Origin of the sequence: Streptomyces sp. NPDC091377 (assembly GCF_044757045.1) — a bacterium.
In the GTDB taxonomy this organism is placed as follows: Bacteria; Actinomycetota; Actinomycetes; order Streptomycetales; family Streptomycetaceae; genus Streptomyces.
The window spans coordinates 46335-66384 of the sequence record NZ_JBIVUE010000016.1 but is presented as its reverse complement, the minus strand read 5'-3'; the positions used below and the strand labels follow the sequence as shown (position 1 = coordinate 66384).

The following is a 20050-nucleotide window of genomic DNA, read 5'->3' as shown; positions in this document are numbered from 1 at the left end:
GACGCCCATGAACGCGCACTCAGCCACCACCGCACGCGCCCGCACCGGCGGGCCCGAGACGGACGGCCCGCAACTCGTCGAGCACCTCGCGGGCTGGCTGCTCGTCGTGGTCATCGCGATGCTGGTGACCCGACTGGGCCTGATCTGAGCCGGTCCGGCGGGTTCTGTTTCGGTGATCCACATTTTGCCCCTTCGGTGAGCTGACCACCGGTTCGGCCTGGCATACTGCTCATTCCCGCCGCCTGTCGGAGACCAGGGTCGAATGTGAATATCAGTCAACAGCGCGCCACCGCACCCGGTCCCCGGGCGCGAGGCTCCGAGCGCTCGCTGGCCCGCCGCGCCGAACTCATCGCCATCGGCCGCAGGCTGTTCGCCGACACGTCGTACGACGCGCTGTCGATGGACGACATCGCCCGCCACGCCCAGGTCGCCAAGGGCCTGATCTATTACTACTTCCAGTCCAAGCGCGGCTACTACCTGGCGATCATCCAGGACGCCGTCGCCGATCTGATCGCCTTCGCCGCCCGCGGTCTCGAACTGGACCCGGCCGACCGCGTCCGGCGCACCATCGACGGCTATCTCGGCTACGCCGAGGTGAACCAGGCGGCCTACCGCACCATCATCAGCGGCGGCGTCGGCTTCGACACCGAGGTGCAGTCGATCCGCGAGGGAGTGCGCGAGGCGATCGTGGACACCATCGCCGAAGGCGCCTACGGCCGCAAGAACATCGCCCCGATCGCCCGCACCGGACTGCTCAGCTGGGTCTGCGGGGTGGAGGGCGCCGTCCTCGACTGGATCGACCGCCCGGTGCTGACCCGCGAGGAGATGTGCGGCCTGATGGTCGGAACCCTCGGCGGCACCCTGCTCGCCATCGAGGAACTCGACGCGGACCACCCGGCCCCGGACCGCAGCCGCGGCGACTGGGTCTGACCCCGGCGCGCGGTGGCGTGGATCGGCCTCCGGCGCGGGATCCGGACATGGCCTCGGGGCGAGGATCCGGACATGGCCTCGGGGCGAGGATCCGCCGATCCCCACCCCGAGTCGACTGCGGTGCGCGCTACTTGATGGACCTGATCAGCTCGCCGTCGGCGGTGTCACCGCTCAGCTCCCAGAAGAAGGTGCCGGCGAGCCCCTGCTTGTTCTTGTACGCCATCTTGGTGCCGATGGTCGCGGGGGTGTCGTAACTCCACCAGTTGTCACCGCACTTGGCGTACGCGGTGCCGCCCACGGTCCCGGTCGCCGGGCAGGTGTTCTTCAGCACCTTGTAGTCCTCGAAGCCGGGCTCGAAGGTGCCGACCGCGGGTCCGGTCGCCGTGCCGCCGGGCTCCGCCTGGGTGACACCGGTCCAGCCGCGGCCGTAGAAGCCGAGGCCGAGCAGGAGCTTGGAGGACGGGATGCCGAGGCTCTTGAGCTTGGCGATGGTGGCCGAGGAGTGGAAGTCGGCGTTCGGGATGCCCGGGTATCCGTTGAGCGGCGAGTGCGGCGCGGTCGGGCCGTTCGACGCCCAGGCGCCGAAGAAGTCGTACGTCATCGGCAGATACCAGTCGACGTACCGGGCCGCGCCCGCGTAGTTCGCGGCGTCGATCTTTCCGCCGGGGCTGGCGTCGGCGGTGATGGCCGCGGTGACCAGATACCGCTTGCCGAACTCGTCGCGCAGTTCCCGCATCACGTTCCTGAAGGACTCCCGGCCACTGGTGTCACAGGTGGCGCCGCAGGCGTTCGGGTACTCCCAGTCGATGTCGATCCCGTCGAAGACGTCCTTCCAGCGCGGGTCCTCCAGCAGGTTCTGGCAGGACTCCGCGAACGCCTCCGGGTCCTTGGACGCCTCACCGAAGCCGCCGGACCAGGACCAGCCACCGAACGAGTACAGCACCTTGATGTGCGGGTACTTCTTCTTCAGCTCACGCAACTGGTTGAACGTGCCGCGCAGCGGCTGGGTCTCGGTGTCCGCGCGGCCGTCCACCGACTCGGCCGCGGTGTAGACGCGTTCGGTCGCCGCGTAGGTGTCGCCGAGCGCGCACTTCCCGTCCACGACGTTGCCGAAGGCGTAGTTGATGTGGGTGAGCTTCTTGGCCGACCCCGAGGTGTCGATGTTCTTGACCAGGTAGTTGCGGCCGTAGGTGCCCCATTCGGTGAAGTAACCGATCACCTTGGAGTCCGAACGGGCCGGTGGCTTGGCCGCCGGCTGCTCGGCCTTCGCGGTGGCGGTGCCCGCGCCGGCCAGCAGTCCGGCGCCGAGGACGGCGGTACACGCCGCGGCCACGAGCGCCCGGAACCGGGAGCGGGAACGGTGGGGAGTTCGCATCAGGGTGGTCTCCTGGAAGGGAAGAGAACGCGGGCCGATTGGCATGGACGCGATGATGCGGCGACTGACCGGAAACACTAGGAGGACTAGACCAGTAGGGTCAATGGTTCGGACCAATTTCGGCCATGCGATGTCCTGACCGGTGCGACGCCGGGCGACCGGACCCGGTCGGGGCCAAGGCGTGGGCGGGGTGATGCGCCAGGGCCGGGTGGATCCCGTGAAGCGCGCGTGGCGCATTTCTTGGAGTAAGCGGTCGTTAACGAGTGACTTGCCGGTCCCGATCGGGCATACTCACAGCGCGCAGCCGCTGGTCAGCAGCGTTCGTGACCCGGACGTACGGGCCACGGCGGCGCACCGGAAAGACTCCGGCGGAGTGGCCACCACCCGAGGCGACGCCCGCCCCGCGCCCGAAAGGGAGGAGAGCGTCGCCATGCCCGACCGCGCCCCGCAGCCGGTGGACCGGCAGTTGCCCACGGACGAGGCCAGGGAGCTGATCTCACTCGTCCGTGACATCGCCGTACGGGAGATCGCCCCGCAGGCCGCCGAGGAGGAGGACGCGGGCACCTTCCCCCGCGCACTCTTCACCCTGCTGTCCCGCTCCGGACTGCTCGGCCTGCCGTACGCCGGCGAGTACGGGGGAGGGGACCAGCCCTACGAGGTCTACCTCCAGGTCCTCGAAGAACTCGCCGCCGCCCGGCTGACCGTCGGCCTCGGCGTCAGCGTCCACACGCTCGCCTCCTACGCGACGGCCGCGTACGGCACCAAGGAACAGCGGGCCGAGCATCTGCCCGCGATGCTCGGCGGCGGGCTGCTCGGCGCGTACGGCCTCTCCGAACCCTCCTCCGGCTCCGACGCCGCCTCCCTGCGCACGAAGGCCGTACGGGACGGCGACGCCTGGGTGCTCACCGGCACCAAGGCATGGATCACCCACGGCGGGATCGCCGACTTCTACACCGTCATGGCCCGCACCGGCGAGGACGGCTCCCGGGGGATCACCGCCTTCCTGGTGCCCGGTGACGCCGAGGGGCTGAGCGCCGCGGCGCCCGAGAGGAAGATGGGGATGAAGGGTTCCCCGACAGCCCAGATTCACCTGGACGGCGTACGCGTCCCCGACAGCCGCCGGATCGGCGAGGAGGGACAGGGCTTCGCGATCGCCCTGTCCGCGCTCGACTCCGGGCGGCTCGGCATCGCGGCCTGCGCGATCGGCGTGGCCCAGGCCGCGCTGGACGAGGCCGTCGCGTACGCGGCCCAACGGCGGCAGTTCGGTCGGCCCATCGCCGACTTCCAGGGGCTGCGCTTCATGCTCGCCGACATGGCGACCCGGATCGAGGCCGGCCGCGCGCTGTATCTCGCGGCGGCCCGGCTGCGGGACGCGGACCTGCCGTTCGCCAAGCAGGCGGCCATGGCCAAGCTGTTCTGCACCGACACCGCGATGGACGTCACCACGGACGCCGTGCAGATCCTCGGCGGCTACGGCTACACCGCCGACTTCCCGGCCGAGCGCTACCTGCGCGAGGCCAAGGTGCTCCAGATCGTGGAAGGCACCAACCAGATCCAGCGGATGGTCATCGGCCGCCACCTGGTGGGTCCTGAAAGCCGCTGAACTGCCCGGGTCTCACCTGGGGCGCCGCCAACCGGACCCACTCCGGGTCGTGGCGCCCCGGCAGGGCACACCCGCGGTGCGCCCAGGTGTGCAGCAACTCCTGGTAGATCGGCGGGTCCTGATGCTGCGGCGGGGCGAACGGAAGCGGTGCCGGGGCGGGCGGTGTGGCCGGCCACCCCGGCTGCGGAACCGATTCTGCGGGCGCCGACACGAAGAGCCGGAGCTGACGCCCTGTGGTGGAGAGGATGGGGGTCATACCAGGGCAACGCGCCTGCCCCGCGGCAGGTCACCGATCCCGGGAATCGACCGTGAGTTCGCGGTGGGAGCGAGGGCTCAGGCCGCGTCGCGGCGCATCACCGGAACCCGCATCGGGCGCGAGCCCGGGCCGCCCACGTGCGAGAACGGCTGGGTCCGCCAGTCGAGTCCCTGAGGGAGCGTCAACAGCAAGGCGGTGTCCTGCTCCTGGGGCTCGACCGACTCGTCCGCCGGACGGGCGTCGCCGGCCCGACGGCCGGTTCCGGCGCAGACCGTGAGCCCGAACGGGTTCCACGGCGAGACACACAGCGCGTGCTCCGGCAGGACCTCCTCCTCCGCCAGCAGGGCGATGGGCTGCGCGCAGTCCGGGCAGATCACCCGGTACATCTCGAAGGTGTCGTACGCGTCGGACTCGTCGCCGTCGAGGGCGTCGGCTGCGACGCCCTCCGGAACGAGTTCCACGACCGGCTGCTGCCGCTTGGACGCGGTACGACCAGGGCGCTTAAGACTCTGCATTGGGTTCTCCCCCTCGGGCTGGGCCGTGAAGGCACTGCGGCCTCGACCACACCAAGCACTTCCCGTCCGCTCTCCGGGGTAATCACGAGAACATCACGAAGGGCGCTCGGGTCTTGTGGCGTTCGTCACATGCCGTCCGCAGATGCCCCGGGCGGGGTAAACGACGGGCCGACGATCTCCCGGCGACACTACCCCGCGGGGTGCCCGGTCCGCTCGCTCCGCATCACGAACGGGGGAGGACCGGGACCGCCGAGGTATCCGCGGAGATCAACGGCACTGTAGGTTCTTGCGCCATGGAGGAGCTGGACCGTCATATCGTGCAGCTGCTCGTCAAGGACGGGCGGATGAGCTACACAGACCTGGGCAAGGCGACCGGCCTGTCCACCTCCGCCGTGCACCAGCGGGTGCGGCGGCTGGAGCAGCGCGGGGTCATCCGCGGATACGCCGCGGTGGTCGACCCCGAGGCCGTCGGGCTGCCGATGACCGCGTTCATCTCGGTCAAACCCTTCGACCCCAGCGCCCCGGACGACATCGCCGACCGGCTCGCCGGGGTCCCCGAGATCGAGGCGTGCCACAGCGTCGCCGGGGACGAGAACTACATCCTCAAGGTCCGTGTCTCGACCCCCCACGAACTGGAGGAACTGCTGGCCCGGTTGCGGTCGCTCGCGGGGGTGTCCACCCGGACGACGGTGGTCCTGTCCACGCCGTACGAGGCACGACCACCGCGGATCTAGTCCGTCCGCCGGGGTTCTTTCCCCCCCCCCGTCGACGCCCGGCCCTCCTCCACACCCGCGGGCCGCCGCCGCGGATCCGGGGCCGCCCGTCCCTCGCCCGTACGTCCGCGGTCCAGAGGTCGCCCGCCGCCGCTCCGGAGGTCGCCCGCTGCCGGTCCGGAGGTCGTCCGCTGCCGGTCCGGAGATCGTCCGCTGCCGGTCGAGGGGCCGTCGGTCACGGCTCCAGCGGCTGTCTGGCAGGGCTCCAGGGCCGTCCGGCGCACTCCGGGTCGGTACGGGGCGCACCGGGGCGGTCCGTTCGGGGGCCGGGGGCGACGGTCACGGCTCCGGGGCGCAAGGCCGTCGGTCACGGCTCCCGGGCGCAAGGCCGTCAGTCGCGGTTCCGGGGCCCACGGCCGTCAGGCAGGGCTCCAGGGCCGTACGCCGTGGGGGGCCGGGTGCGTCGGGTGTGCCCCGGCGGCTCCGGGCCGGGCCGGGCGGGAGAAACTGTCGGCATGAGTGAACGCACCGCCGGTCCCCGAACCGTCCTGCTCCGCCGCGGCGAGGTCCACAGCCCCGCCGACCCCTTCGCCACCGCGATGGTCGTGGAGCACGGCCATGTCGCCTGGGTCGGCTCCGAGGGCGCCGCGGACGCCTTCGCGGACGGCGTGGACGAGGTGCTCGACCTCGACGGCGCCCTGGTCACCCCGGCGTTCACGGACGCCCATGTGCACACCACCGCCACCGGCCTCGCCCTCACCGGCCTCGACCTGTCCACGGCACCCACCCTGGAGGCGGCCCTCGCCCTCGTACGGGAGTTCGCCGCGGCCCGCCCGCACGACCGGGTCCTGCTCGGCCACGGCTGGGACACCGCCCGCTGGCCCGGCGGCCGTCCGCCGGCCCGCGCCGAACTGGACGAGGCGACCGGACACCGCCCGCTCTACCTCAGCCGCATCGACGTCCACTCGGCGGTGGTCAGCACCGCTCTGCTCGACCTGGTCGCCGCCGACGTCCCGCGCGAGGACGCCCCGCTGACCGCCGACGCCCACCACGCCGTCCGGGCCGCCGCCCTCGCCGCCGTCACCCCCGCCCAGCGCGCCGAGGCCCAGCGCGCCGCCCTCGCGCACGCCGCCTCCCTCGGGATCGGCTCGCTGCACGAATGCGCCGGCCCCGACATCTCCTCCGAGGACGACTTCACCGGCCTGCTCACGCTCGCCGCCCGGGAGCCCGGCCCCCGCCTCGTCGGCTACTGGGCCGAGCAGGACGTGGACAAGGCCCGCGAACTCGGCGCGCTCGGCGCCGCCGGGGACCTCTTCGTGGACGGCGCCCTCGGCTCGCACACCGCCTGCCTCCACCAGCCGTACGCCGACGCCGGGCACACCGGCATCGCCTACCTGGACGCCGGGGCCGTGGCCGCCCATGTCGTCGCCTGCACCGAGGCCGGCCTCCAGGCGGGCTTCCACGCGATCGGTGACGCCGCCGTGACCGCCGTGGTGACCGGGGTGCGGGCCGCCGCCGACAAGGTGGGCCTCGCCAGGATCCGCGCCGCCCGGCACCGTGTCGAACACGCCGAGATGCTCACCCCGGAGGCCGTCGCCGCCTTCGCCGAACTCGGTCTGACCGCCTCCGTGCAGCCCGCCTTCGACGCCCTGTGGGGCGGCCCCGACGGCATGTACGCGCAACGGCTGGGTGCCGAGCGGGCAGCCGCCCTCAACCCCTTCGCGGCCCTGCTGCGGGCCGGTGTGCCGCTCGCCCTCGGCTCCGACAGCCCGGTCACCCCGATCGACCCGTGGGGCACCGTCCGCGCCGCCGCCTTCCACCGCACACCGGAGCACCGGATCTCCGTACGCGCCGCCTTCACGGCGCACACGCGGGGCGGCTGGCGGGCGATCGGACGGGACGACGCGGGAGTGCTGGTGCCCGGGGCACCCGCCGACTACGCGGTCTGGCGCACCGGCGCGCTCGTGGTCCAGGCGCCCGACGACCGGGTCGCCCGCTGGTCCACCGACCCCCGCTCCGGCACCCCCGGCCTGCCCGACCTCACCCCGGGCACCGGTCTGCCGGTCTGCCTGCGCACGGTGGTGGGCGGCCGGACCGTGTTCGTACGGCCGGGCGAGTGATCTCCCGGGGTGGCGCGGTACCCGTCCCCGCCCGCCGCCCCGTCGCTCGACCTGCGTATCCTCCCCGGTCAGCGCGGGATCCGGGGAAGAACCGCAGGTCGAACAGGTGTTGACACCCGGCGGTCCGGGGCCGGTAGGTTCGGCCGGGTCCACCTCCGGACGCCCGACCGGGGAACGTCCGCGTACTCGTCGCGGCGCCACTGGGTCAGGGACGGCGCACCGCACCGGGGCACCGGCCACGGGAACCAGGCCCAGTGCCCGCGCCACGGCGAGGGAACGTTCCGGCCGGTCGGCGGGTGTGACCCGGGTGGGGCCCGGGTGCTCAGTAGACAACGGCTTTCGGACGATTCGCAGCCAGCGGGTCCCAGGTCGGCCCGAAGGGCGCCGGGCCCCCATCCGCAGCCCCGAGCGTCATTCCGCCCGGTTCCTGCCCGCCTGCCCGGACTCGCCCCCGACACTTGCGCGATCGTGCGGGCCGTACGACTGTGCTGTCACGTCACCGCAGGCCGCGGCCACTATGGTGGACGCCTGCGGACGGACTCGAAGGGGCAGCAGTGAACGACGGTGACGGGGTGCCGGGCACACCGGCCAAGAGCGGGCGTTTCGGTCCGCTCGGCACGGTCTTGGTGATCATCCCGACGTACAACGAGGCGGAGAACGTCAAGACCATCGTCGGCCGGGTGCGCGCGGCGGTCCCCGAGGCGCACGTCCTCGTGGCCGACGACAACAGCCCCGACGGCACCGGGAAGCTTGCCGACGAGCTGACCGCCGAGGACGAGCAGGTCCACGTACTGCACCGGCAGGGCAAGGAGGGCCTGGGCGCCGCCTACGTCGCCGGCTTCCGCTGGGGCCTGGAACGCGACTTCGGCGTACTGATCGAGATGGACGCCGACGGCTCCCACCAGCCCGAGGAACTGCCCCGGCTGCTCACCGCCCTCAAGGGCGCCGACCTGGTGCTCGGCTCACGTTGGGTGCCCGGCGGGCGGGTGGTGAACTGGCCGCGCAGCCGAGAGTTCATCTCCCGCGGCGGCAGCCTCTACTCCCGGGTCCTGCTCGATGTCCCGCTGCGTGATGTCACCGGCGGCTACCGCGCCTTCCGCCGCGAGACCCTGGAGGGCCTCGGCCTCACCGACGTGGCCTCGCAGGGCTACTGCTTCCAGGTCGACCTGGCCCGCCGCGCCGTGAAGGCCGGCTACCACGTCGTGGAGGTCCCGATCACCTTCGTCGACCGCGAGCTGGGCGACTCCAAGATGAGCCGGGACATCTTCGTCGAGGCCCTGTGGCGGGTGACCGCCTGGGGCGTGGGGGAGCGGGCCGGCCGGCTGATCGGCGGCAAGGGCCGCGAACCCCGCGAGGGCCGTGAGCACCGTGAGGCCCGTGAGGCCCGTGAAGGCGATGAGGGGCCCGGGACGGAAGCGGGGCCCGGGACGGAAGCGGGGCCCGGTGCGGACGGGGTGGGCCGGGACGGATCCCGCTGACCACGGGTTTATCCCGGACTGAGCCGGGCCCAGGCACACTGGAGTCATGACGACTGGCGCACCGAACCCTTCTTCCCCCGCCAAGCCGCGCCGCTCCCGGCTGCGCACCTTCCTCCCCCTGGGCGTCGCGGCCTGGGTGGTGCTGGAGATCTGGCTGTTGACGGTGGTGGCGGGCAGCACCAGCGGGTTCCTGGTCTTCCTGATCCTGCTCGCCGGGTTCGTGGCCGGCGCCGCCGTCATCAAGCTGGCGGGCCGACGCGCCTTCCAGACGCTGAACGAGGCGCTCCAGCGGGGCGTCGCCCCGGACGGCGGCGGGGGCAACGGGCTGATGATGCTCGGCGGTCTGCTGCTGCTGATCCCCGGGCTGATCTCGGACGCCGTGGGTCTGCTGCTGCTGATCCCGGGCGTCCAGAAGGCCGTGAGCGGCTACGCCGAGCGGAAGTTCGAGCGGCGGCTCCGGCAGGCCGGTCCCGGCAGCCTCGGTGACGCCTTCCAGCAGGCCCGTATGCGCCGCCCGGACGGCAAGGTCGTCCAGGGCGAGGTCATCAGGGACGAGGCAGCGCAGGCCCAGCAGGACCCGGGCTCGGGCCCGCTCCCGCCGCCGCTGAACCGCTGAGGCGGCCGGTCCGCGCACAGCCCTGGGAGCGCCGGGGCACGGTCAGCCGAACGCCGGCCGGGTGCGCCGGGCGCGTACGCCGGGCTGTGCGGGGCAGAGGGCGTGAGTGCCGGGTGGGACAGAGAGGGCGGCAGGGAGCGCGCACGACGACCGCGGGCGCCGCACGTCAGGAACGTACGGCGCCCGCGGTCATGTGCGTGCGTAATGTGTGTCAGTCAGTCAGCCGGTCGCGTCGCTACGCGGACTTCCTGCTGTCCCGGGGATGAACCGCGATATTCATCGCCCCCGAGCGCAGAACGGCCAGCCGCTCCTCAAGGACCTCTTCGAGTTCCTCGCGGGTACGCCGTTCCATCAGCATGTCCCAGTGCGTACGCGCCGGCTTCGCCTTCTTCTCCTCGGGGCCGTCGCCGTCCACGAGGAGTGCCTGGGCACCGCAGACCTTGCACTCCCACTCCGGCGGGATCTCCGCCTCTACCGAGAAGGGCATTTCAAAGCGGTGCCCCTTCTCGCATGCGTACTCCACGGCCTGGCGGGGGGCCAGGTCGATGCCGCGGTCCGTCTCGTAGCTGGTCACCACGAGGCGCGTGCCGCGAAGAGCTCGCTCACTCATGAATCGTGCCTCCCGGGCTTGTCGCCCACAGGACTGGTGTCGCTGTCGTCGTCATCCGGTCAACGTCCGGTCGGCGGTAAAGATTCCCGTTCCGCAACACGTTCCGGGGTCGTGCGTCGCCGTCGTAGCCGCAGCCTTGCTGACCAATGTCGTACCCACCGGCGCCCGGTTTGTCACCTCTGTTGGGAGATGTCACCCAGCGTTTCGGCATCTTTGACGCGCAGTAACGGTACGCCTGGCAGGCCAAACGCGTACACTACCGCCCTTTCGCCCTGAGTGCTAAATCCTTTTGGGTACGGGGTTGCCCGCGTCCGCGATCGCCCGCCGTACGGGTACCCGCGCGAGGAGGACGAAACCGAGGACGAAGAAGGCCACCAGCGAGATGATCGCGTCCCGGTAGCTGCCGGTCAGCTGGTAGGTCAGCCCGAACAGCAGCGGCCCCAGCCAGCTCACCCCCCGGTCGCTCAGCTCGTAGGCCGAGAAGTACTCGGCCTCCTTGCCGGGCGGCACCAGATGGGAGAAGAGGGACCGGGACAGGGCCTGGCTGCCGCCCAGGACCAGCCCGATCGCCGCGGCGAGCGCGAAGAACCACCCCGGCTGCCCGGCCGGCAGGAAGTAGCCCGCGGCCAAGGTCGCCGTCCAGGCGATCAGCGAACCGAGGATCGTGCGCTTGGCGCCGTAGCGGTCGGCGAGCCGGCCCAGGGCCAGCGCCCCCGCCACCGCCAGGACCTGCACCATCAGCACCGCCACGATCAGCGTGGACTGGCCGAGGCCCAGCTCCTCGGACCCGTACACCGACGCCTGGGTGATGACGGTCTGGATCCCGTCGTTGTAGACCAGGTAGGCGAGGAGGAAGGCCAGGGTCAGCGGATGGCGGCGCATATGGCGGACGGTGGCCGCGAGCTGCCGCAGCCCGCCGGCGGCCCTCGCCCCGCCCTCGGCCGACGGCAGCCGGCGGTCCCGCAGCCGTCGTAGCGGAATCACGGCGAACGCGCCCCACCACAGACCGGCCGAGGCCAGACAGATCCGGACCGCCGCGGATTCCGAGAGCCCGAAGTCGGCGTGGCGCAGATACAGCACCAGGTCGGCGACCAGGACCAGCGCCCCGGCCGCGTAGCCGAGCGCCCAGCCGCGCGAGGAGACGGCGTCGCGCTCCTCGGGCGTGGCGATCTGGGGGAGGTAGGAGTTGTACAGCATCATCGCCACGGCCTGCGCGGCGTTGGCGGTCACGAGCAGCAGCCCGCCCAGCAGATAGCGGTCGCCGTCCAGGAAGAACATCCCCGCCGTGGCCCCCGCCCCGACGTACGCGGCGACGCCCAGCAGCCGCTTGGTGCGGCCGGTGCGGTCGGCGAGCGAGCCGACCAGCGGCATCAGCAGCACCGCCACGATCAGCGACAGGGAGACCGAGTAGGCGAAGAAGGAGCCCGCGCGCACCGGGATGCCGAGCGGATGGACGAAACCGTCGGCGTCGGCGGCCTCCTCCGCGACCGAGGTCAGATACGGGCCCAGGAACACCGTGAGCACGCTCGTGGAGTAGACCGAGCAGGCCCAGTCGTAGACGTACCAGGCGCGCTGTTCGCGCCGTCGTCCCGCCGCCTCGTCGGCCGGCTGATCCCGCACGGTGCCGATCCCCACCCGCCCCCCGCCTTCCCGTGGTGCGCCGTGGTCCCCCGCGAGCCGTCCCGGGCCGTCAGGCCCAGACGCCCCGGTCCTCCATGACCGTGCGCAGCGTGTCGATGTGATCGGTCATGATGCCATCGACTCCGAGGTCCAGGAGCCGGTGCATCCGCTCCGGCTCGTTCACCGTCCACACATGCACCTGGAGCCCGCGCGCGTGGGCGGTCCGTACGAAGCGGCGGTCCACGACGGGGACGCCCGACTGGCGCTCCGGCACCTGGGCGGCGATCGCGGAGCCGCGCGGCGCGACGGGGACGCCCCAGGAGCGCAGCCGCAGCCCGAGCACGCCCCGGGTGCCGTAGGAGGTGGCCAGCCGGGGGCCGGCCAGCCGCTGGGCGTGTGCCACCCGGGCCTCGGAGAAGGAGCCGACGCAGACCCGGTCCCAGCAGTCCGCGCGCTCCAGCAGGTCCAGCAGCGGGCGGAGGGCGGACCCGGCCTTCACATCCACGTTCCAGCGGACCTCGGGGAAGGTCTCCAGGAGTTCCTCGAACAGCGGAACCGGCTCCGCGCCGCCCACGCGCGCCTGGCGTACGTCGTCCCAGGGCAGGTCGGCGATCCGGCCCGCGCCGTCGGTCACCCGGTCGAGCGTCGCGTCGTGGAAGGCGACCAGCCTGCCGTCGCGCGTGAGGTGCACATCGGTCTCGATGTAGCGGTACCCCGTCTCCACCGCACGGCGGAACTGCGCCACGGTGTTCTCCAGTCCGTCCGCCGCCCCGCCCCGGTGGGCGAAGGGGAGGGGGCCGGGGTGGTCGAGGTAGGGATGGCGGATCGGCGTGTTCACCGTCGCAGTATCGCCCCCGACGGTGACCCCTCGGCAACGACCGTGCTGCCCGCCGGCGGCGCCGGTACGGCGAAGAACCGCAGGGAGAGCTGGGCGAGCGGGCCGATCGACACGGCGTAGAGCAGGGTCCCGACGCCGATGGTGCCGCCGAGGGCGAAGCCGGTGACGACCACCGCCACCTCGATCGCCGTCCGCATCAGCCGCAGGGAGCGGCCGGTGCGCCGGTGCAGCCCCGTCATCAGCCCGTCGCGCGGTCCCGGCCCGAAGCGCGCCGCTATATAGAGACCGGTCGCCACCCCGTTCAGGACGATCCCGGCCACCATCAGCGGGATCCGCACCGCCAGGGAGTGGGCGCCGGGCAGCACGGCGAGCGTCGCGTCCATGACGACACCGACCACGAAGACGTTGGAGACCGTGCCGAGCCCCGGGCGCTGGCGCAGCGGGATCCACAGCAGCAGCACCACCGCGCCGATCACGATCGACACGACGCCGATGGTCAGCCCGGTCAGCTCGGCGAGCCCCTGGTGCAGCACGTTCCAGGGTTCGAGCCCGAGGCCCGCCTCCACGAGCAGCGCCGAACTCGCCCCGTACAGCGCGAGCCCCGCGTAGAGCTGGACCAGCCGGCGGGGGAGCCGGCGCTCGGAGGTCGGACTGGACAACGTGGCTCCTCGGGGTGGTGGTGTGGTGTTCGTGGCCTGCCGCATGACACTCTGTGGCTTGAGAGAAAACGCCATCCATGGCCAATTCAAGGAAGGTGGACTGGTTATCATGCCGCAGTGGACCTCGGCGGTGGGCGCGGCCCCGCTCGCCCGGCTGCTCCAGTCGCAGCAGGAGCGCCCCGCCGGCCCCGGCAGCCGCCGCCCGCCCGCCTACCGTGCTCTCGCCGACGGTATCCGGCTGCTCGTCCTGGAGGGCCGCGTCCCGGTGGCCGCCCGGCTCCCCGCCGAGCGCGAACTGGCCGTGTCGCTGTCCGTCAGCCGTACGACCGTCGCCGCGGCCTACGAGGCACTGCGCGCCGAGGGATTCCTGGAGTCCCGGCGCGGCGCCGGGAGCTGGACCGCCGTACCGGCGGGCAATCCGCTGCCCGCCCGGGGTCTCGAACCGCTGCCGCCCGAGGCCCTCGGCTCGATGATCGACCTGGGCTGCGCCGCCCTGCCCGCCCCCGAGCCGTGGCTCACCCGGGCCGTGCAGGGCGCCCTGGAGGAGCTCCCGCCCTACGCCCACACCCACGGCGACTACCCGGCCGGGCTGCCCGCGCTGCGCGCGATGATCGCCGAGCGGTACACCGCGCGGGGCATCCCGACCATGCCCGAGCAGATCATGGTCACGACCGGCGCGATGGGGGCCATCGACGCCATCTGCCATCTCTTCGCCGGGCGCGGCGAGCGGATCGCCGTCGAGTCACCGTCGTACGCCAACATCCTCCAGCTGATGCGGGAGGCCGGGGCGCGGCTCGTGCCGGTCGCGATGGCCGAGGGGCTGTCCGGATGGGACATGGACCGCTGGCGGCAGGTGCTGCGGGAGGCGGCGCCGCGGCTGGCGTACGTCGTGGCCGACTTCCACAACCCGACCGGCGCGCTCGCCGACGACGACCAGCGGCGCCGGCTGGTGGAGGCGGCCCGCTCGGCCGGGACGGTACTGGTCGCCGACGAGACGATGACCGAGCTGTGGCTGGACGACACGGTGACGATGCCGCGTCCGGTGTGCGGGTTCGATCCCGCCGGCTCCACGGTGATCACGGTCGGCTCGGCCAGCAAGGCGTTCTGGGCGGGGATGCGGATCGGGTGGGTGCGGGCGGCTCCGGACGTGATCCGCAGCCTGGTCGCCGCGCGGGCTTACGCCGATCTGGGCACCCCGGTGGTGGAGCAGCTCGCCGTGAACTGGCTGTTCAGCACCGGCGGCTGGGAACGGGCCGTCGCCGTACGCCGCGAGCAGGCCCGCGAGAACCGGGACGCGCTGGTCACCGCGGTCCGGCGGGAGCTGCCGGACTGGAGCTTCGAGGTGCCGCGCGGCGGACTCACCCTCTGGGTGCGGGCCGGGGGCCTGTCCGGCTCCCGCCTGGCCGAGGTCGGCGAACGCGTCGGCGTACGGGTCCCCTCCGGCCCCCGCTTCGGCGTCGACGGCGCCTTCGAGGGCTACGTCCGGCTCCCCTTCACCGTCGGCGGCGCCGTCGCCGACGAGGCAGCCACCCGCCTGGCGGCGGCGGCCCACCTGGTACAGACCGGCGGCCTGGGCACCGGCGAACCCCCACGAACCTTCGTGGCCTGACCCGAGGACCCACCACCCCACAACCGCCACGTGTACGACGACTGGTACCACCCCAAGGGGCGCGAGGAACTGCGCGCTCAACCCCACACAACCACTACGTGTACGACGGCTGGTACCACCCCAAGGGGGCGCGGGGAACTGCGCGCCTAGCCCCCACCGCCCCGCAGACGGGCGACGACGGCACTCCCCCAAGGGGCGCGGGGAACTGCGCGCTTAACCCCACACAACCGCTACGTGTACGACGGCTGGTACCACCCCAAGGGGGCGCGGGGAACTGCGCGCCCAGCCCCCACCGCCCCGCACGCAGGCGACGACGGCACCACCCCAAGGGGCGCGGGGAACTGCGCGCTCAACCCCCACAAACCCGAACCCGCACGCGAGCGACGGCCCCCCGGAGGGACTGCGCGCTCAACCCCCACAAACCCGCACCCGCACGCGAGCGACGGCCCCCCGGAGGGACTGCGCGCTCAACCCCCACAAACCCGCACCCGACCCAGAACCCCCCACCCCCTCACACCGCCTCCGCCCCCACCACCGACGGCCGAGCCAGATCCGCCGTCTCCTCCACATCCCCCACCGACCGCGCAGGCAACAACGCCTCCACAGCCTCCCGGAGCCGATCCGACGTCGCGTCGTCGTACGGATCCGGCGTCGCCGGCACCTGGAGCCGCAGCACCGGCCCGGCGCCCAGCCGCGCGTACCCCCGCCCCGGCGGCACGTCCGCGACCGGCGTGGTGTGCGGCGGCGCCCCGAGAACCGTCTCCAACTGAGCCGACGTGGCCGCGCCGAGAACAACCCGCGCGCGCGTGTGCTGGAGCACCGCCTCGCTCAGCGCGTCCACGCTGTCGGCGTGTTCGGCGACGACCACGGTGACGTTCGCCGCCCGGCCGTGCCGCAGCGGCACCTGCAACAGGGACTGCGGATCCCGCTCCCCGTCCGCGGCGGCGAGATGCCCCAGCGTCGAGGGCCGGTCGAGGAGGATCCACAGCGGGCGCTTGGTGTCCTCCGGCGGCGGATGCCCCGCCTGGCGTGCCCGGTTGAGGGAGACCAGCCGCCGCTCGGTCTCCTGCGCGGCCCATTCGAGGCCGGCCAGCGCCCCGTCCAGCGCGCACTCGACGGCGAGTACCCCGTCACGCCCGGTCAGGCAGGCGTACTCGCCGGTGCCGCCGCCCTCGACGATGAGGACATCACCGTAGGGAAGGGCCTGGAGGGCGATCGAGCGCAGCAGGGTGGACGTGCCGCTGCCCGGCCGGCCCACGGCGAGCAGGTGCGGTTCGGTGGAGCGCAGGCCGGTGCGCCAGACGACCGGCGGGACGTCGCGCCGCTCGCCCCCGTGGGTGAGGGGGAGCGTGCGCTGGACGTCCGAGGGGTCGGTGAAGCCGAGGATCGTCTCGCCGGGCGCGGTGACGAACCGCTGCGCGGCGATGTCGGTGGGCAGCGGTCCGAGGACGGTGACCGTGAGCTGGTTGCCTTCCTCGTCCCACGCGAAGTGGTACTCGCGGCCCCGGCCCGACTTCGCCGTGAGCACCTGTTCGATGCGGGCGCGGGCGGCCGGCTCGCCGTCCGTGAAGTAGGCCGGGTAGCGGATCACCAGCCGGGTGATCCGGCCCGTGTCGTCGAAGCCGTGGTCGGTGAGCACCGCCTCCCAGTCGCCGCCGTGGGCGTACAGCGGCGCCGGGTCCTCGGCGGCCGAGAAGTACGGGACCAGGGCCTCGTACAGCGACTGGAGACGTTCGATCTGGGTGGCGTCCGGGCCCTCGGCCGCCGGGTCCTTGGGTTCGCGTCCCTGCCAGGCCGCCGCCGCCATCAGGGTGACGAGGGCGAGCAGCGGGCCGTAGGGGGCGAGTGCCACCACCAGGACCACCGTGGCCACGAAGAACAGCAGCGGTCCACGTCTGTCCTTGGGGGTGGTGGCCCACTTGTGCCGTCCGGTGGCCGCCAGCCGGCGCAGTCCGCGCGTGATGGTGATCAGCGGATGGAGGACGTCGGTGGCGTTGTCGGCGGCGGTCCGGGCCAGTTCCCTGCTCCGGGCGAGCTGGGCGCTGCCGTTGCTGAGGATCGCGGGGAGGGGGCGCCGGGCCACTGCTGTCTCCTGGAGGTGCGGACGGAAGGGGGAGGGTGGGGGTCTGCGGCTGCCGCCGGCGTGGGTGGGGGCGTGGGCGTCAGAACTTGATGCCGCCCAGGAGGCTCGCGAGACTCTCGCCGCCGGCCTTGATGCTGGGCGCGATGGCGGTACTGGCGAGGTAGAAGCCGAACAGGGCCGTGATCAGCGCGTGTGACGCCTTCAGTCCGTCCTTGCGGAAGAAGATGAACACGACGATGCCGAGCAGGACGACGCCTGAGATGGAGAGGATCATGAGGTCTCCTGGTGTCGAGGGGGACAGTCACCATGAGTACTTCCAGGATCACAGGATGTATCTATACGATTAAAGATGCAAATGGGCGAAATTAAGCTGATTTCACCTGTACGGCAGGGCCCTCTCGGTCCGAGGCAGCCCTCTCGTCCCGAGGCGGCCTTCCCGGTCCGAGGCGGTCTGTCCGTCCCGAGCGGTCCTGTCCGTCCCGGGCAGTCCCTGTCCGTCCGAAGCCGTCCCGTCCGTCCGAAGCAGGTCTCGCGTGTCCGAGCCGGGTCCTGCGCCTCCCAGGCGAGATCCCCCGCCCCGCGTCTCCGCCGGGCGGCACCACCGTGCCGACCGGCGGCCCCCGGTGATCTTTGCGCACGGCCCGGCCGGTCTCGACCGGCCACAGCCAGTACGCTGGCGTTTCACCCGTACGGCGGCACCGCTCGCCGCCGTACCCCCACGGGCACTCCCCAGATGTCCCCCAAGCTCGCAGTGAGAGGCGGTCGCGCCATGAGTGAAGCCCCCGACCCCGAGGTCGTGGAGCTGGCCACCAAACTCTTCGACCTGGCCCGACAGGGCGGGACCGATGAACTGGTGGCCTACGTGGACGCCGGCGTGCCGGCCAACCTCACCAACGACCGCGGCGACTCCCTGATGATGCTCGCCGCCTACCACGGCCACGCCGGCACCGTCCGCGCCCTGCTCGCCCGGGGCGCCGAGGCCGACCGGATCAACGACCGGGGCCAGACCCCGCTCGCCGGAGCCGTCTTCAAGGGGGAGGAAGAGGTGATCCGCGCCCTCCTGGAGGCCGGAGCCGATCCTTCCGCCGGGACTCCGTCGGCCGTCGACACGGCCCGGATGTTCGACCGCGCCGAGCTGCTGGAACTCTTCGGCGCGCAGTAATCGCACCGCCCTGACCAGGAAGAACAGGCTTCCTGGCCAGGCGTGACACAGAAAACGGGGGAGGCGGTACCTGGCCGCCGGAAATATCGGTCGCGGCAGCGCAAAGCGCCGGGTCATCATGACGTCGTGATTCACGGACGCGATGGCTGGGCAGGTGTTGCCGCACCGCGCGGGCCGTGATGCGGTCCGCTCGGGCCACCAACGAGAGGCAGAGGAAGATGGCTTACAGCAAGCAGGAAACGGCGGGCGCCCCGACGTGTTGTCACGCGGCCAGGTAGTGCAGATCCCCGGTTGCGTCGACGCTTGATGTGAGGCTGTTTCCCATGTTCGATCCGGTCATAGCGCCCAGTGGAACGCTGCTCGGCCTGCTTCAGCGAGGCCGCGGCGACGGCACACTGCACGCGCTCACCGCACCGCGCCCCGAGGCGCTCGAAGCACTGAACCACTGCGTGCTGAACGATCCCCGCCACGACTGGCAGGTGGAGAACCGCTCGCTCTACTACGCCCGGCTCTACATGGACCTGGGCGGTGACCTCGACGCCGTCGAGGCCCACCTCTTCGACCCCGAGGACGTCCTGGATCCCGAGGAGTGCCGTACCGGGCTCGCCCTCGCGGTCCTCGGCCACCTCGCCTCCTACGGCCGCCGCGACGCGCTCACCCTGCTGCGCCGCTACGCCGCCCACGGCGCCAACTGGGCCTGGGCCCTGGACGAACTCGCCCTGCGCGACGACGACGCGGGACTGCGCGCCCTGGCCGAGCCCGTGCTCGCCCGTTTCTCCACCGACCCCGAGGGGGTCGCCGCGCTCGGCGTCGCCGTCCGTGACGCCTTCGAACCCCGGCCCTGGCGGCTGTGGGCCGAGGATCCCCGCGAGGCCGTCGCCGGCCGGGTGCGTGCCGCCCAGGAGGCCGGCTGCTTCGACCTCTGGCAACGGCAGATGCGCCCCAGTGGGCCCCGCCCCGGCTGGAGTGTGCAGGCGGTCTTCGACTGGGCCCAGCAGGGCCTGGAGCGCGGCGCCGCACTGCATGTGCCCGCCGCCCGCTGTCTGGCCGCCGTCGCCGGACCCGAGGACCGGCCCGAGATCGTGCGGGCCGCCGAGGACGGCACCGAGGCCGCCCGCTGCACCGCCCTGCGCTACCTCGCCGACAGCAACGATCCGCACGCCCTCGATCTGATCGAGGCCGCCGTGATCACCGGCCCGACCCCCGTCGCGGACGCCGCCGTCGACGCCTTCGAACGGATGCGCGGCGTCGTCGCCGTCGACCGGGCGCGTCGCTGGGCCCGGCGACCCGACGCGCTCGGCGCCGCCGCCGGACGGGTCCTCGCCTGCCGGGGCGGCACCCGCGACCGCGACCTGGTGCTCGGCGCCCTGCGCGAGGCCGTGCGCGGCGAAGGCCCGGACGCACCCACCCTGTGGACCCTCGTGGACGGGGCCGGACGGCTCGGCATCGTCTGCGCGGCACCCGTGCTGCGCCACGTCTACCGCGAGACCGCCTCCTCCCACCTCCGTGGCCGCGCCGCCCGCGCGCTCGCCGCCACCGACCCCTCCTTCCCCGCCGGATTCGCCGTCGAATGCCTCTGGGACTGCGAGGAGACCACCCGCGAGATCGCCGCCCGGCACGCCGAGACCGGTGACAACCGGGTCGTCGACCGCCTCCGCCGGCTCGCCGCCGACCCCGCCGAGGAGGCGGAGGTCCAGACCGCCGTACGCAGCCGGATCGGTCCGGAGAGCGTCACATGAGCACAGGAACATGAGCGGCTGACGCGTCCCTCAGGGCGTCCTACGGCAGTTCGAGGGCGTCGCAGGGCATCACAGGGCATTGCGCGTCGCAGGGCGTTCCAGGGCGTTGCACGGATGAACGTCG

The 20050-nt window shown here is 72.6% G+C and carries 18 protein-coding genes; 10 read left to right on the top strand and 8 right to left on the bottom strand.

The annotated features are described in order from the left end of the window. Positions 1 to 7: 7 nt before the first annotated feature. Positions 8 to 148: an SCO1431 family membrane protein gene (locus ACIQNG_RS29195; protein WP_401439679.1), complete on the top strand. Its 141-nt coding sequence runs from the start codon at positions 8 to 10 to the stop codon at positions 146 to 148. A 116-nt stretch (positions 149 to 264) separates the two neighbouring features. Further along, on the top strand, positions 265 to 930 hold the full coding sequence (locus ACIQNG_RS29190; protein ID WP_401439676.1) for a TetR/AcrR family transcriptional regulator: 666 nt from the start codon (positions 265 to 267) through the stop codon (positions 928 to 930). Between the two features lie 127 nt (positions 931 to 1057). Here ACIQNG_RS29190 and ACIQNG_RS29185 read toward each other — a convergent pair whose 3' ends face one another. After that, the gene (locus ACIQNG_RS29185) at positions 1058 to 2305 is read right to left on the bottom strand and encodes a glycoside hydrolase family 18 protein (RefSeq protein ID WP_401489153.1); all 1248 of its coding nucleotides are present in this window, start codon (positions 2303 to 2305) and stop codon (positions 1058 to 1060) included. 430 nt (positions 2306 to 2735) lie between these two features. Between ACIQNG_RS29185 and ACIQNG_RS29180 the strand changes: the two genes are divergently transcribed. Continuing rightward, positions 2736 to 3908 carry an acyl-CoA dehydrogenase family protein gene (locus ACIQNG_RS29180; protein WP_401489297.1) on the top strand — a complete coding sequence of 391 codons (1173 nt, stop codon included), beginning with the start codon at positions 2736 to 2738 and terminating at the stop codon, positions 3906 to 3908. A 333-nt stretch (positions 3909 to 4241) separates the two neighbouring features. Here the strand turns inward: ACIQNG_RS29180 and ACIQNG_RS29175 are convergent, their stop codons facing one another. Next, the gene (locus ACIQNG_RS29175; protein ID WP_401489151.1) at positions 4242 to 4679 is read right to left on the bottom strand and encodes a hypothetical protein; all 438 of its coding nucleotides are present in this window, start codon (positions 4677 to 4679) and stop codon (positions 4242 to 4244) included. Positions 4680 to 4972: 293 nt separating this feature from the next. Between ACIQNG_RS29175 and ACIQNG_RS29170 the strand changes: the two genes are divergently transcribed. The 4 genes from ACIQNG_RS29170 (at position 4973) to fxsA (ending at position 9606) form a co-directional block, all read left to right on the top strand. Continuing rightward, on the top strand, positions 4973 to 5413 hold the full coding sequence (locus tag ACIQNG_RS29170; RefSeq protein ID WP_401439669.1) for an Lrp/AsnC family transcriptional regulator: 441 nt from the start codon (positions 4973 to 4975) through the stop codon (positions 5411 to 5413). Between the two features lie 494 nt (positions 5414 to 5907). Then, positions 5908 to 7512, top strand: a complete 1605-nt coding sequence (locus ACIQNG_RS29165) for an amidohydrolase (RefSeq protein ID WP_401489149.1) — start codon at positions 5908 to 5910, stop codon at positions 7510 to 7512. Positions 7513 to 8066: 554 nt separating this feature from the next. Next, a complete protein-coding gene (locus tag ACIQNG_RS29160; RefSeq protein WP_401489147.1) occupies positions 8067 to 8990 on the top strand; it encodes a polyprenol monophosphomannose synthase in 924 nt (307 codons plus the stop codon). A 46-nt stretch (positions 8991 to 9036) separates the two neighbouring features. Continuing rightward, positions 9037 to 9606 (top strand): FxsA family membrane protein, encoded by a 570-nt coding sequence (gene fxsA, locus ACIQNG_RS29155; RefSeq protein ID WP_401439663.1) that lies wholly within the window; start codon positions 9037 to 9039, stop codon positions 9604 to 9606. A gap of 235 nt (positions 9607 to 9841) precedes the next feature. On the opposite strand, the gene ACIQNG_RS29150 is transcribed toward fxsA, so the two are convergent. From ACIQNG_RS29150 to ACIQNG_RS29135, 4 genes are all read right to left on the bottom strand, one after another. Beyond that, positions 9842 to 10216, bottom strand: coding sequence for an RNA polymerase-binding protein RbpA (locus tag ACIQNG_RS29150; RefSeq protein WP_003977404.1), 375 nt, complete (start codon positions 10214 to 10216; stop codon positions 9842 to 9844). Positions 10217 to 10495: 279 nt separating this feature from the next. Next, positions 10496 to 11851: an MFS transporter gene (locus tag ACIQNG_RS29145; protein ID WP_401489144.1), complete on the bottom strand. Its 1356-nt coding sequence runs from the start codon at positions 11849 to 11851 to the stop codon at positions 10496 to 10498. 55 nt (positions 11852 to 11906) lie between these two features. Continuing rightward, positions 11907 to 12674 (bottom strand): glycerophosphodiester phosphodiesterase, encoded by a 768-nt coding sequence (locus ACIQNG_RS29140; protein WP_401439659.1) that lies wholly within the window; start codon positions 12672 to 12674, stop codon positions 11907 to 11909. Continuing rightward, positions 12671 to 13378 (bottom strand): YitT family protein, encoded by a 708-nt coding sequence (locus ACIQNG_RS29135; protein ID WP_401489142.1) that lies wholly within the window; start codon positions 13376 to 13378, stop codon positions 12671 to 12673. The genes ACIQNG_RS29140 and ACIQNG_RS29135 overlap by 4 nt, the downstream gene beginning before the upstream one ends. A 64-nt stretch (positions 13379 to 13442) precedes the next feature. Here ACIQNG_RS29135 and ACIQNG_RS29130 point away from each other — a divergent pair, with 64 nt between their 5' ends. Further along, positions 13443 to 14942, top strand: a complete 1500-nt coding sequence (locus ACIQNG_RS29130) for a PLP-dependent aminotransferase family protein (RefSeq protein ID WP_401439655.1) — start codon at positions 13443 to 13445, stop codon at positions 14940 to 14942. A 511-nt stretch (positions 14943 to 15453) separates the two neighbouring features. On the opposite strand, the gene ACIQNG_RS29125 is transcribed toward ACIQNG_RS29130, so the two are convergent. Both ACIQNG_RS29125 and ACIQNG_RS29120 read right to left on the bottom strand, forming a co-directional pair. Further along, on the bottom strand, positions 15454 to 17025 hold the full coding sequence (locus ACIQNG_RS29125) for a hypothetical protein (RefSeq protein WP_401489140.1): 1572 nt from the start codon (positions 17023 to 17025) through the stop codon (positions 15454 to 15456). 79 nt (positions 17026 to 17104) lie between these two features. Next, positions 17105 to 17299: a hypothetical protein gene (locus tag ACIQNG_RS29120; protein WP_205385808.1), complete on the bottom strand. Its 195-nt coding sequence runs from the start codon at positions 17297 to 17299 to the stop codon at positions 17105 to 17107. A 495-nt stretch (positions 17300 to 17794) separates the two neighbouring features. On the opposite strand from ACIQNG_RS29120, the gene ACIQNG_RS29115 reads away from it, so the two are divergent. Together ACIQNG_RS29115 and ACIQNG_RS29110 are read left to right on the top strand one after the other, a co-directional pair. After that, complete coding sequence (locus ACIQNG_RS29115) at positions 17795 to 18187, top strand: ankyrin repeat domain-containing protein (protein ID WP_401439650.1); 393 nt, start codon at positions 17795 to 17797, stop codon at positions 18185 to 18187. Between the two features lie 323 nt (positions 18188 to 18510). After that, complete coding sequence (locus ACIQNG_RS29110) at positions 18511 to 19926, top strand: HEAT repeat domain-containing protein (protein ID WP_401489138.1); 1416 nt, start codon at positions 18511 to 18513, stop codon at positions 19924 to 19926. Positions 19927 to 20050 lie beyond the last annotated feature (124 nt).

Bases quoted from the DNA above. Each gene is read 5' to 3' on its own strand.
- ACIQNG_RS29195 (WP_401439679.1), top strand. From the start codon at position 8: ATGAACGCGCACTCAGCCACCACCGCACGCGCCCGCACCGGCGGGCCC.
- ACIQNG_RS29185 (WP_401489153.1), bottom strand. From the start codon at position 2,305: ATGCGAACTCCCCACCGTTCCCGCTCCCGGTTCCGGGCGCTCGTGGCC.
- ACIQNG_RS29180 (WP_401489297.1), top strand. From the start codon at position 2,736: ATGCCCGACCGCGCCCCGCAGCCGGTGGACCGGCAGTTGCCCACGGAC.
- ACIQNG_RS29175 (WP_401489151.1), bottom strand. From the start codon at position 4,679: ATGCAGAGTCTTAAGCGCCCTGGTCGTACCGCGTCCAAGCGGCAGCAG.
- ACIQNG_RS29170 (WP_401439669.1), top strand. From the start codon at position 4,973: ATGGAGGAGCTGGACCGTCATATCGTGCAGCTGCTCGTCAAGGACGGG.
- ACIQNG_RS29165 (WP_401489149.1), top strand. From the start codon at position 5,908: ATGAGTGAACGCACCGCCGGTCCCCGAACCGTCCTGCTCCGCCGCGGC.
- fxsA (WP_401439663.1), top strand. From the start codon at position 9,037: ATGACGACTGGCGCACCGAACCCTTCTTCCCCCGCCAAGCCGCGCCGC.
- ACIQNG_RS29150 (WP_003977404.1), bottom strand. From the start codon at position 10,216: ATGAGTGAGCGAGCTCTTCGCGGCACGCGCCTCGTGGTGACCAGCTAC.
- ACIQNG_RS29135 (WP_401489142.1), bottom strand. From the start codon at position 13,378: ATGCGGCAGGCCACGAACACCACACCACCACCCCGAGGAGCCACGTTG.
- ACIQNG_RS29130 (WP_401439655.1), top strand. From the start codon at position 13,443: ATGCCGCAGTGGACCTCGGCGGTGGGCGCGGCCCCGCTCGCCCGGCTG.
- ACIQNG_RS29120 (WP_205385808.1), bottom strand. From the start codon at position 17,299: ATGATCCTCTCCATCTCAGGCGTCGTCCTGCTCGGCATCGTCGTGTTC.
- ACIQNG_RS29115 (WP_401439650.1), top strand. From the start codon at position 17,795: ATGAGTGAAGCCCCCGACCCCGAGGTCGTGGAGCTGGCCACCAAACTC.
- ACIQNG_RS29110 (WP_401489138.1), top strand. From the start codon at position 18,511: ATGTTCGATCCGGTCATAGCGCCCAGTGGAACGCTGCTCGGCCTGCTT.